7 protein-coding genes are annotated in these 12,444 nt (G+C 64.5%); 5 read left to right on the top strand and 2 right to left on the bottom strand.

The window, feature by feature from the left end:
• Window positions 1–12 precede the first annotated feature (12 nt).
• From ACFVVK_RS16200 to rplL, 3 genes are all read left to right on the top strand, one after another.
• Window positions 13–1,122 (top strand): GNAT family N-acetyltransferase, encoded by a 1,110-nt coding sequence (locus ACFVVK_RS16200; RefSeq protein WP_390269001.1) that lies wholly within the window; start codon window positions 13–15, stop codon window positions 1,120–1,122.
• Between the two features lie 322 nt (window positions 1,123–1,444).
• A complete protein-coding gene (rplJ, locus tag ACFVVK_RS16195) occupies window positions 1,445–2,038 on the top strand; it encodes a 50S ribosomal protein L10 (protein WP_208749506.1) in 594 nt (197 codons plus the stop codon).
• A gap of 77 nt (window positions 2,039–2,115) precedes the next feature.
• Window positions 2,116–2,493 (top strand): 50S ribosomal protein L7/L12, encoded by a 378-nt coding sequence (rplL, locus tag ACFVVK_RS16190; protein ID WP_102973696.1) that lies wholly within the window; start codon window positions 2,116–2,118, stop codon window positions 2,491–2,493.
• A gap of 114 nt (window positions 2,494–2,607) precedes the next feature.
• Here the strand turns inward: rplL and ACFVVK_RS16185 are convergent, their stop codons facing one another.
• On the bottom strand, window positions 2,608–3,096 hold the full coding sequence (locus ACFVVK_RS16185; RefSeq protein ID WP_390268996.1) for an aminoacyl-tRNA deacylase: 489 nt from the start codon (window positions 3,094–3,096) through the stop codon (window positions 2,608–2,610).
• A 77-nt stretch (window positions 3,097–3,173) separates the two neighbouring features.
• Window positions 3,174–4,373 (bottom strand): acetyl-CoA C-acetyltransferase, encoded by a 1,200-nt coding sequence (locus ACFVVK_RS16180; protein WP_390268993.1) that lies wholly within the window; start codon window positions 4,371–4,373, stop codon window positions 3,174–3,176.
• A 460-nt stretch (window positions 4,374–4,833) separates the two neighbouring features.
• Between ACFVVK_RS16180 and rpoB the strand changes: the two genes are divergently transcribed.
• Both rpoB and ACFVVK_RS16170 read left to right on the top strand, forming a co-directional pair.
• Entirely contained in the window at window positions 4,834–8,349 is a 3,516-nt protein-coding gene (gene rpoB, locus ACFVVK_RS16175) for a DNA-directed RNA polymerase subunit beta (protein ID WP_390268990.1), read from the top strand.
• A gap of 120 nt (window positions 8,350–8,469) precedes the next feature.
• A complete protein-coding gene (locus tag ACFVVK_RS16170) occupies window positions 8,470–12,369 on the top strand; it encodes a DNA-directed RNA polymerase subunit beta' (RefSeq protein ID WP_390268987.1) in 3,900 nt (1,299 codons plus the stop codon).
• Window positions 12,370–12,444 lie beyond the last annotated feature (75 nt).

The following is a 12,444-nucleotide window of genomic DNA, read 5'->3' as shown; positions in this document are numbered from 1 at the left end:
GTGGTGCCCTCTATGGCAAGCGAAGTACGGATTGAGCAGCTCTGGATCCCCGATTCCCTTGACGGGCCCGACGCCGCCGACTTCCTCGCCGCCGTCGAGGTGGGACGTAGGGTCCGGATGCAAACCTGGGGCACCGATGACCTCGCGTACGCGCCGCTGGAAAAGCTGCTGGAAATGGCCGACCCGTATGAACGCCAAGTAATCCTCGTGGCCAAGATCGACGGCGAAATCGTCGGGACGGCGGACATCGCCTTGCCGCTCGTGGACAACCTCGACCTCGCGGAGTTCACCCTCGACATCCTGCCGGAATTCCGGCGCCAGGGGGTGGGGCGGCAGCTGCTCGAAGCCGCGGAGCATCTCGCCCGGGACGAAGGCCGCCACACGATTCTGATCGACACCAATCACCCGGGATCGACGCTGACAGATCCCGATGCCGAACAGCTCGTGCCCGGCAGCGGCGTCGGGTTCGTGCCACTGGGGAGCCGCGAGGTGGAATTCGCCCGCCACACCGGCTACACCCTGCAGCACATTGAACAGTTCAGTTCCTGCGCCCTGCCGCTGGACAGCAAACTCGTCGCCGAACTGGAGACGGAGGCCGAGGAAGCCAACGCCGGCCGCTACCGGCTGCACCACTGGACGGACCGCTGTCCGGACCAGTGGCTGGAGGCCGTCGCAGCCCTGGAGAACCAGGCAGGCGAGGACGAAGTGCCGGGGCCGGACGCCGAGGATATGGTGTTCGACGGCGGCATCCTCCGGGAGGCGGAGGAGGTCACCATCGCGCAGGGGCGCCGGACTGTGGTGACCGCCGTCGAACACATCGCCAGCGGAACGCTGGTGGGCCTGACCACCATCAGTGTGCTGGCGCTGCGCCCCGACGTCGTGTTCCAGGACGACACCGTGGTGCTGCAGGAACACCGCGGCAACAAGCTTGGCTTGCTGATCAAGGTCTCCAACATGGAACGGCTCAGCGAACAGTTCCCGGATGCGCGGGTACTGTACACGTGGAACGCCCCGGAGAACCGCTACCTCTTGAAGGTCAACCAGCAGCTCGGCTTCACCACGGCCGGCGTGACTGGGCTCTGGCAGAAAGAACTGCCCGACTTCGGCCCGTCTGTCAGCTGAGGGCCCGCCCGAAGCGAGCGGGAGCCGACCCGATTTGGACCACACGCGCGTGTCCCGTAAGCTTGAACTACCAAAGACCGTCGGTTGTTGGAAATCCACTCTCCCAAGCAAGGCTCACTTCTGCAGCCGCGCCGGGAGAACGCAGTGGGTTTCCGGACGAAGGACCCTGAACATAGGGCGGCCGGCGCAGGTGAACGAAGCAAAGCTCCGCGGTCATGGACTGCGTCGAGACAAGCCCCGTGCATCTGCGCGGGGCGTTTTTAGTTTTAGCTCTCTTGAGCGGGGACCCGGACACACCGGCACTATCCCCGGAAGGAGGGTTATGGCAACGCCTAGCAAGGTTTCAGCAGTAGCTGAGATCACTAACGATTTCAAGGAATCGACCGCCGCTGTCCTGACCGAATACCGCGGGCTCACCGTTGCACAGCTCAAGCAGCTGCGTGTTTCTCTCGGCCAGGAAACCAAGTTCTCGGTCGTCAAGAACACCCTGACCGCCATTGCAGCCAAGGAAGCTGGTGTCGAAGCATTCGACGGTCAGCTCGCCGGCCCCACTGCAATCGCGTTCATCAAGGGTGACGCAGTTGCCGCTGCCAAGAGCCTGACGGATTTTGCCAAGGCCAACAAGCAGCTGGTCATCAAGACCGGTTACTTCGAGGGCAAGGCACTGAACGCCAGCGAAGTTGCTGCCCTGGCAGCACTCGAGTCCCGTGAGCTGCAGCTCGCCAAGGTTGCAGGTGTCCTCAAGGCTCCCGCTGCCGCTGCTGCACGCATCATCGACGCACTGCGCCTCAAGCTTGAAGAAGAGAACGGTGCACCGGCAGCTGCCGAAGCACCCGCCGCTGAAGAAGCTCCCGCAGCAGATGCAGCAGCCGAGGCCGAAGCACCGGCCGAAGCCGCAGCCCCCGAAGAGAACTAATCCTCTTCTCCAAAAGACTCCGGTGCCACTGCGAGCCCTAGGGCCGCCGGGCACCACTATAGGAAGGACGCCACACCATGGCGAAGCTCAGCAACGAAGAGCTCATTGAAGCTTTCAAGGAACTGACCATCATCGAGCTCTCCGAGTTCGTCAAGCTCTTCGAAGAGACCTTCGAAGTTACCGCTGCTGCTGTTGCAGTCGCCGGCCCCGCCGGTGGCGGCGCCGCTGAGGAAGCCGAAGAGAAGACCGACTTCGACGTCATCCTCGAAGCTGCTGGCGACAAGAAGATCGCAGTGATCAAGGAAGTTCGCGCCATCACCTCCCTGGGCCTCAAGGAAGCCAAGGACCTGGTTGACAGCGCACCCAAGGCTGTTCTCGAAGGCGCCACCAAGGAAGCTGCCGAGAAGGCTAAGGCTCAGCTCGAAGAAGCTGGCGCCACCGTTACCCTCAAGTAACTCTTGCCGTCCGGATCCTCGCGGTCCGCACTGCTTACAGGAAACCCCGTCCACCTCAGGTGGGCGGGGTTTCCTGCGTCCGGGGATAGCAACGCGGCTTTTAACCCGCGCGGGCTAGCTGGGTTCGGTGATATCAGCGACGACGGCGCCCAGTGCCGCCGTTAGGGCGTCGGCGTCCACGAAGGCGCTGTAGCCGTGTTCCCCGGCGCCCATGGAGATCCGCCGGCCCGTGATGGTCCGGTCGGCATACACCGGCCAGGGGCGGCTGCTGCCCAGCGGCGTGATGGTCCCGCGCTCGTACCCCGTGGCCTCGAACGCGGTGTCCGCCGCCGGGAGCGAGAGCTTGTTGACGCCCAGCAGCGCCCGCAGCTTGGGCCAGGAGATCTGCCGGTCGCCGGGGACCAAAGCGAACAGGAAGCTGCCGTCCTTGTGCCTGACCACGAGGGACTTCACGATATCCGCGGGGCGGATCCCGAGGATCCCGGCCGCTTCCTCGAGGCTGCGGGCCGCAAGGCGTTCGACGATCTCGACTTCCAGGCCGCGGGCCGCGGCGTCGGCGAGGAACCGCTCGCGGCCGCCGCCCGGTGTTCTCTGCTCTGCCATTCCGGTTAAGGCCTCTTCCTGGCTCTCCTGCGCTGGTTCGCCTGCTCTGGCATGGCTGCTTTGACTCGGCTGTCGGTCTAGTCGCGGTATAGCAGCAGCGCCTCGCCCTGGCCCCCTCCGCCGCACAGCGACACGGCCGCCTTGCCGGTGCCCCGGCGCCTGAGCTCGTGGGCCGCGTGCAGGGCCAGCCGGGCGCCGGAGGCGCCGATCGGGTGGCCGAGGGCGATGGCCCCGCCGTGGATGTTGCACCGTTCGAGCGGGTAGTCGAGGTCCTTCAGCGACTGCACCGCCACGGAGCCGAAGGCCTCGTTGATCTCAATGAAATCGAGGTCGGCGGCGGACCAGCCGGCCTTGTCGAGGGCGCTCTTGATGGCGTTGGACGGCTGGGAGTGCAGTGAATTGTCCGGCCCGGCGACCTGGCCGGGCTTGCCGACCACCGCGAGGTAGTCAAGGCCGTGGTCCTCGGCGAATTTCCGGCTGCTGAGCACCAGGGCGGCGGCGCCGTCGGACAGGGGAGAGGAGTTGCCCGCGGTGATGGTCCCGTCCGTGGCGAAGGCGGCACGCAGACCGGCCAGTGATTCAACCGTGGTGTCCGGTCGGACCCCCTCGTCGGAGGTGACGGCGATCGGGTCGCCCTTGCGCTGCTGGACGCTCATCGCGACGATCTCGCCGTCGAAGACGCCGTCCTTCGCCGCCCGGGCCGCCCGCTGGTGCGACGCGGCCGCCACTTCGTCCTGGGCAGCCCGGTCGATGCCGAGGACCAGGTTCTTGCTCTCCGTCGACAGCCCCATCGACTGCCCGTCGAAGGCGTCGGTCAGCCCGTCGTGCGCGGCGGCGTCGAGGGCCTGGACCGTGCCGTAGGCCCAGCCCTGGCGGGAACCCGGCAGCAGATGCGGCGCGCGGGTCATGGACTCCTGGCCGCCGGCCACCACCACCGTGGCGTCCCCGCTGCGGATCATCCGGGCTGCGTCGATCACCGCGGTCAGGCCCGACAGGCAGACCTTGTTGATGGTGACGGTGGGAACGTTCCAGCCGATGCCGGCACCGACGGCGCTCTGGCGCGCCGGATTCTGACCGGCTCCCGCCTGCAGGACCTGGCCCATGATCACGGTGTCCACCTGGTCTGCTGCGACGCCGCTGGCGGCCAGGGCCGCCCGGATGGCATGGGTGCCAAGTTCGACGGCGGTGAAGGTGGCCAGCTGTCCGTTCAGGCGTCCCTGGGGGGTGCGGGCGGCGGCGAGGATCACAACATCGTTGTTGTCTGCAGGATTGCTCATGGTCTTCTCTTCCGATCTACGAACGACTTAACAGCTACGTTAGCGTGGGCCGGATCACCTATCCATTCGTTCGCGGCCGGGGGCGCCGGTGTCCTCACGGCGCGCGTCCGGCGCGCCGGCATCCCCGCCGCGCGGTCCGCCGACAGTCCCGCCGCCGACCCTGCGGGACGCCCGCCAAAACTTCGTGCTTGCAATCCCGCCGGAAGTGGGGTAGACAAGTAGGTTGCTTTGCCGTATCGTAGATATTTGCGTCTTCCCTGTTTACCTTCAGCCTTCATATAGCGGTGGGCTTAGCCTGACAGCTGTTCCATCAATGTGCCGTCTACAACGTGCACCAGCATGGGCGGTGCGGGTCCCGGGTCATATAGCGGAACCGGACTGGTAGCACTGCGGAGTCATTCCGCAGGGTACATAACGGGGGAGATCTGACAACGCCTGAAGGTCTGTGGAAGGATCCCTCTTGGTCGCCTCGAGCACCTCTAATGTAAACAACGCTACCGCTATCAATGCCGACAGCACCGACGGTGCAACTCGCCGGCTCTCATTCGCAAAGATTCACGAACCCCTTGATGTTCCGAATCTGCTCGCCCTGCAAACCGACAGCTTTGACTGGCTGGTCGGAAACGAACGCTGGCAGGCGCGCGTTGCGAAGGCCGTCGAAGAAGGCGACCTCAGCGTCGCCACCACGTCGGGTCTGTCTGACATCTTCGAAGAGATCTCCCCGATCGAAGACTTCCAGGGCACCATGTCCCTGAGCTTCTCCGAGCCGGAGTTCGCTGACCCCAAGTACACGATGGCCGAGTGCAAGGACCGGGACGCAACGTACTCGGCTCCGCTGTACGTCAAGGCCGAATTCATGAACAACAACACGGGCGAAATCAAGCAGCAGACCGTGTTCATGGGTGACTTCCCGCTGATGACCGAGAAGGGCACCTTCGTCGTCAACGGCACCGAGCGTGTCGTCGTCTCCCAGCTGGTCCGCTCCCCGGGCGCCTACTTCGAGCGCACCGCGGACAAGACCAGTGACAAGGACATCTTCACCGCGAAGATCATCCCCTCCCGCGGCGCCTGGTTCGAACTTGAAATCGACAAGCGCGACCAGGTCGGCGTCCGTCTTGACCGCAAGCGCAAGCAGTCCGTCACCGTACTGCTGAAGGCCCTCGGCTGGACCGAAGGCCAGATCCTCGAGGAATTCGGCCAGTACGACTCCATGCGTGCCACGCTGGAGAAGGACGCTACCGAGACCCGCGAAGACGCGTTGCTGGATATCTACCGGAAGCTGCGCCCGGGCGAGCCGCCCACGGTTGAGGCTGCCCAGTCCCTGCTGGACAACCTGTACTTCAACTCCAAGCGCTACGACCTGGCCAAGGTTGGCCGTTACAAGATCAACCGCAAGCTTGGCATCGACCGCTCCCTTGGCGACAAGGAAGCTTCGGTCCTGCACGTTGAAGACATCGTGGCCATGATCAAGTTCCTGGTTGCGCTGCACGCCGGCGAGAAGACCCTCATGGGCAAGCGCGACGGCCAGGACCACGAGCTGCGCGTCGAGATCGATGACATCGACCACTTCGGCAACCGCCGCATCCGCGCCGTCGGCGAGCTCATCGAGAACCAGGTCCGCACCGGCCTGTCCCGCATGGAGCGCGTTGTCCGCGAACGCATGACGACCCAGGATGTCGAGGCCATCACGCCGCAGACCCTGATCAACATCCGTCCCGTGGTGGCAGCCATCAAGGAGTTCTTCGGAACCTCCCAGCTGTCCCAGTTCATGGACCAGAACAACCCGCTCTCCGGCCTGACCCACAAGCGCCGCCTGTCCGCGCTGGGCCCGGGCGGTCTGTCCCGTGACCGTGCCGGCATGGAAGTCCGTGACGTGCACCCGTCCCACTACGGACGCATGTGCCCCATCGAAACTCCTGAAGGCCCGAACATTGGCCTGATCGGTTCGCTGGCTTCCTACGGACGCATCAACCCGTTCGGCTTCATCGAGACCCCGTACCGTACGGTCGCCGAAGGCGTCGTTTCCGATGAGGTCAGGTACCTCACGGCCGACGACGAGGCCGAGGTCCTGATCGCCCAGGCCAACGCACCCCTCGACGAGAACAAGCGTTTCGCCGAAGAGACCGTCCTGGTCCGTGCCCGCGGTGGTGGAGGCGAGCCCGTGCTGGTTCCGGCCGCCGACGTCGAGTTCATGGACGTTTCCCCGCGCCAGATGGTGTCCGTGGCTACCGCCCTGATCCCGTTCCTCGAGCATGACGATGCCAACCGTGCACTCATGGGTGCCAACATGCAGCGCCAGGCCGTGCCGCTGGTCCGTTCCGAGGCACCGTTCGTCGGTACCGGCATGGAACGCGCCGCCGCCGTCGACGCCGGTGACGTTGTCATCGCGAAGAAGGCCGGTGTGGTCACCGAGGTCTCGGCTGAGCTGGTCATCATGCTCAACGACGACGGCACGGAAACCAACTACCGCATCAACAAGTTCGCCCGCTCCAACCAGGGCAACTGCTACAACCACCGTGTCCTGGTAAACGAAGGCCAGCGCCTGGAAGTCGGCGGCATCATCGCCGACGGCCCGGCAACGGACCAGGGCGAGCTCGCCCTCGGTAAGAACCTGCTCGTGGCATTCATGTCATGGGAAGGCCACAACTTCGAGGACGCCATCATCCTCTCCCAGCGCATCGTGGCCGAGGATGTCCTGTCCTCCATCCACATCGAGGAGCACGAGATCGATGCCCGCGACACCAAGCTTGGTGCCGAGGAAATCACCCGTGACATCCCCAACGTGTCTGAGGAGGTCCTGGCGGGCCTGGACGAGCGCGGCATCATCCACATTGGTGCCGAAGTTGAAGCCGGCGACATCCTGGTCGGCAAGGTCACTCCCAAGGGTGAGACCGAACTGACCCCGGAAGAGCGCCTGCTGCGGGCCATCTTCGGCGAGAAGTCCCGCGAAGTGCGCGACACCTCCCTGAAGGTTCCGCACGGCGAGTCCGGCACCGTGATCGGTGTCCGCGTCTTCGACCGCGACAACGACGACGAGCTGCCCCCGGGCGTCAACCAGCTGGTGCGCGTGTACGTGGCCGCCAAGCGCAAGATCACCGACGGCGACAAGCTCGCCGGCCGTCACGGCAACAAGGGTGTTATCTCCAAGATCCTGCCGGTCGAGGACATGCCCTTCCTTGCTGACGGCACCCCCGTTGATATCGTCCTGAACCCGCTGGGTGTTCCGGGTCGTATGAACGTCGGCCAGGTGCTGGAAACGCACCTCGGCTGGGTTGCCAAGACCGGCTGGAAGATCGAAGGCGAGCCCGAATGGGTCAAGCAGCTGCCGAACCTGCCGCGCGAAAGTGGCCAGACCACTGTCGCAACGCCGGTCTTCGACGGTGCGCGTGAAGAGGAAATCACGGGCCTGCTCGATTCCACGAACGTCACCCGCGACGGCGACCGCCTGATCAACTCCTCGGGCAAGACCCGCCTGTTCGACGGCCGCTCCGGCGAGCCGTTCCCGGATCCGATCTCGGTCGGCTACATGTACATCCTGAAGCTCCACCACCTGGTGGACGACAAGATCCACGCGCGCTCAACCGGCCCGTACTCCATGATCACGCAGCAGCCGCTGGGTGGTAAGGCACAGTTCGGTGGCCAGCGCTTCGGTGAAATGGAAGTGTGGGCGCTCGAAGCTTACGGCGCCGCCTACACGCTCCAGGAGCTCCTCACGATCAAGTCGGATGACATCCACGGTCGTGTGAAGGTCTACGAAGCCATCGTCAAGGGCGAGAACATCCCGGAGCCGGGCGTTCCTGAGTCCTTCAAGGTCTTGATCAAGGAAATGCAGTCGCTGTGCCTGAACGTGGAAGTACTTTCCACGGACGGAACCACAATTGAAATGCGTGACTCTGATGACGCAGTCTTCACGGCTGCGGAAGAACTGGGCATCGATCTGTCTCGTGCAGAGCCCAGTTCCGTAGAAGAGGTCTAGTCAGGCGGCGTACGGGGAAAAGCAAGCGGCACCACCGCGCTGTCTTTTCCCCGGCGTCACCTCCCTCTTCCCGTAACCCAAGACTTCAGAATTTAGAGAACAAGAGAGAACAGGGACCATATGTCCAGCGAATCCTCCTTCGGCCTCATGCAGATCGGCCTCGCCACCGCGGAAGACATCCGCGGCTGGTCGTACGGCGAGGTTAAGAAGCCGGAAACCATCAACTACCGCACGCTCAAGCCCGAGAAGGACGGACTCTTCTGCGAGAAGATCTTCGGCCCGTCCCGCGACTGGGAATGCTACTGCGGCAAGTACAAGCGCGTGCGCTTCAAGGGCATCATCTGCGAGCGGTGTGGCGTTGAGGTCACCCGCGCCAAGGTCCGCCGTGAGCGCATGGGCCACATCGAGCTGGCCGCCCCGGTCACGCACATCTGGTACTTCAAGGGTGTTCCGTCCCGTCTGGGCTACCTCCTTGACCTGGCACCGAAGGACCTCGAAAAGGTCATCTACTTCGCCGCCTACATGATCACGAGCGTCGACGCCGACAGCCGCCACGAAGAACTGCCCAACCTCCAGGTTGAGCACGACATCGAGAAGAAGCAGCTGATCGACAACCGCGACTCGGACATCGCCACGATCGCCCGCGACCTCGAGAACGAGCTCGCCCGCCTCGAAGGCGAAGGCGCCAAGGCTGCCGACAAGAAGAAGGCCCGCGACTCCGCCGACCGCCAGATGGCGAACGTGCGCAAGCGTGCCGACGCCGAAATCGAGCGACTCGAGCAGGTCTGGGACCGCTTCAAGAACCTCAAGGTCGCAGACCTCGAAGGCGACGAAGGCCTGTACCGCGAACTGCGCGACCGCTACGGCATGTACTTCGAAGGCTCCATGGGTGCCGAAGCCATCAAGAAGCGTCTTGAGAGCTTCGACATGCAGGCCGAGTCCGACATGCTGCGCGACATCATCGCCAACGGCAAGGGCCAGCGCAAGACCCGCGCCCTGAAGCGGCTCAAGGTGGTCAACGCCTTCCTGACCACCAACAACAGCCCGCTCGGCATGGTGCTGGACGCCGTCCCGGTGATCCCGCCGGAACTGCGCCCGATGGTCCAGTTGGACGGTGGCCGCTTCGCGACCTCCGACCTCAACGACCTCTACCGCCGCGTGATCAACCGCAACAACCGCCTCAAGCGCCTGCTTGACCTCGGCGCCCCGGAGATCATCGTCAACAACGAGAAGCGCATGCTTCAGGAAGCTGTTGACAGCCTCTTCGACAACGGCCGCCGCGGCCGTCCGGTCACCGGACCGGGCAACCGTCCGCTGAAGTCCCTGAGCGACATGCTCAAGGGCAAGCAGGGCCGTTTCCGCCAGAACCTCCTCGGCAAGCGCGTCGACTACTCGGGCCGTTCGGTCATCGTCGTCGGCCCGCAGCTGAAGCTGCACCAGTGTGGTCTGCCGAAGCAGATGGCCCTGGAGCTCTTCAAGCCGTTCGTGATGAAGCGCCTGGTTGACCTCAACCACGCACAGAACATCAAGTCGGCCAAGCGCATGGTCGAGCGTTACCGCCCGCAGGTCTGGGACGTTCTCGAAGAGATCATCACCGAGCACCCCGTGCTGCTGAACCGTGCACCTACCCTGCACCGTCTCGGCATCCAGGCGTTCGAGCCGCAGCTCGTCGAAGGCAAGGCAATCCAGCTGCACCCGCTGGTTTGTGGCGCCTTCAACGCCGACTTCGACGGCGACCAGATGGCAGTCCACCTGCCGCTGAGCCCCGAGGCCCAGGCCGAGGCCCGCATCCTCATGCTGTCCTCGAACAACATCCTGAAGCCGTCTGACGGCCGCCCGGTGACCCTGCCGTCGCAGGATATGATCATCGGCCTCTACCACCTGACCACCAAACGTGTCGGTTCAGCTGGCGAAGGCCGGGTCTTCTCCTCGGTTGCGGAAGCCATCATGGCCTACGACCTGCACGAGCTGCACCTGAACTCCAAGGTGAAGATCCGCCTCGAGGGCTTCGTGCCCTACGCCGGCTGGGAAGCACCGGAGGACTGGGAGCCGGGTCAGACCGCACTGGTCGAGACCTCCCTCGGCCAGGTCATCTTCAACCAGACGCTGCCCGCGGACTACCCGTGGGTGGAGGATGTTGCCGACAAGGGCGAGCTGTCCCGGATCGTGAACGACCTCGCCGAGCGCTACCCGAAGGTCGTCACCGCGGCAACGCTGGACAACCTGAAGGACGCCGGTTTCTACTGGGCAACCCGTTCAGGCGTCACCGTCGCCATCTCCGACATCGAGGTGCCCAAGTCCAAGCCGGAGCTCCTCGCCGGTTACGAGACCATGGCCGCCAAGATCCAGGGCCAGTACGACAAGGGCCTGATCGACGACGACGAGCGTCGCCAGGAACTGATTGAGATCTGGAACAAGGCAACCAACGAGATCGCCCAGGCGATGCGCGACAGCCTGTCGCCGATGAACACCATCAACCGCATGGTGTCCTCCGGTGCACGTGGTAACTGGATGCAGGTCCGCCAGATCGCGGGTATCCGTGGCCTGGTGGCCAACCCGAAGGGTGAAATCATCCCGCGTCCGATCAAGTCCTCCTACCGTGAGGGCCTGTCGGTGCTGGAATACTTCATCGCCACGCACGGTGCCCGTAAGGGCCTGGCCGACACCGCCCTGCGTACCGCCAACTCGGGTTACCTGACCCGTCGTCTGGTGGACGTTTCGCAGGACGTCATCGTCCGCGAAGAGGACTGCGGCACCGAGCGCGGCCTGATGACCGCGATCGCCGTCGCAGACGCCAACGGCGAGCTCGTCCTGGACGAGAACGTCGAGAACAGTGCGTACGCCCGCACCCTGGCCGTGGACGTCGTCGACGCCTCGGGCAAGGTCCTGGCAGCAGCCGGCACCGACTGCGGCGACGTCGTCATTGCCGAACTGTTCGCAGCCGGCATCACCGAGGTCAAGGTCCGCTCCGTGCTAACGTGTGAGTCCAGCGTCGGCACCTGCGCCCTGTGCTACGGCCGTTCGCTGGCCACGGGGAAGACCGTCGACATCGGCGAAGCCGTGGGCATCATCGCGGCACAGTCGATCGGTGAGCCGGGTACCCAGCTGACCATGCGTACGTTCCACACCGGTGGTGCAGTGTCCGCCGGCGGCGGCGACGACATCACCCAGGGTCTGCCCCGTATCCAGGAGCTCTTCGAAGCCCGTACTCCGAAGGGTGTTGCACCGATTGCTGAAGCAGCCGGCCGCATCGCCATCGAGGAGACCGAGCGGCAGATGCGCCTGGTGATCACCCCGGACGACGGATCCGAAGAGATCGCCTACCCGGTGCTGCGCCGTTCGCGTCTGCTCATCGAAGACGGCGATCACGTCAGCGTCGGCCAGAAGCTCATCAACGGCCCGGTCGACCCCAAGCAGGTGCTGCGCATCATGGGTCCCCGTGCCGCGCAGAAGTTCCTGGTGGACGAGGTCCAGGGCGTGTACCGCAGCCAGGGCATCGGTATCCACGACAAGCATGTCGAGGTTATCGTCCGCCAGATGCTGCGCCGCGTCACGGTCATCGAGTCCGGTGATTCGGACCTGCTGCCCGGCGAGCTTGCCGAACGCAGCCGCTTCGAAGATGCCAACCGCCGCGTTGTGTCCGAGGGCAAGGCGCCGGCCTCCGGCCGTCCCGAGCTCATGGGCATCACCAAGGCGTCCCTGGCGACCGAGTCCTGGCTGTCCGCAGCTTCCTTCCAGGAGACCACCCGCGTCCTGACGCAGGCGGCCATGGAAGGCAAGAGTGATCCGCTGCTCGGCCTCAAGGAAAACGTCATCATCGGTAAGCTCATCCCGGCCGGCACTGGTCTGCCGCGCTACACCGAGGTCACCGTGGAGCCCACTGAAGAAGCAAAGGCCAACCTGTTCACCGGCCCCAGCGCATTCAGTGACTTCTCCTACGACACCCTGGGTGGCGACGGAGCTCCCGAGTTCCACGCCATCCCGCTGGATGACTACGATCTCGGCAGCGACTTCCGCTAACCGTTAGCTGAGTGAATGAGAGGCCCCGTTCCCACCCCTGGTGGGAACGGGGCCTTCTAGTTGGGGAGAGGGGCC

The sequence above is a fragment of the Arthrobacter sp. NPDC058192 genome, assembly GCF_042883665.1.
Classification (GTDB): Bacteria; Actinomycetota; Actinomycetes; order Actinomycetales; family Micrococcaceae; genus Arthrobacter.
This window is presented reverse-complemented; position numbering and strand designations above follow the sequence as displayed.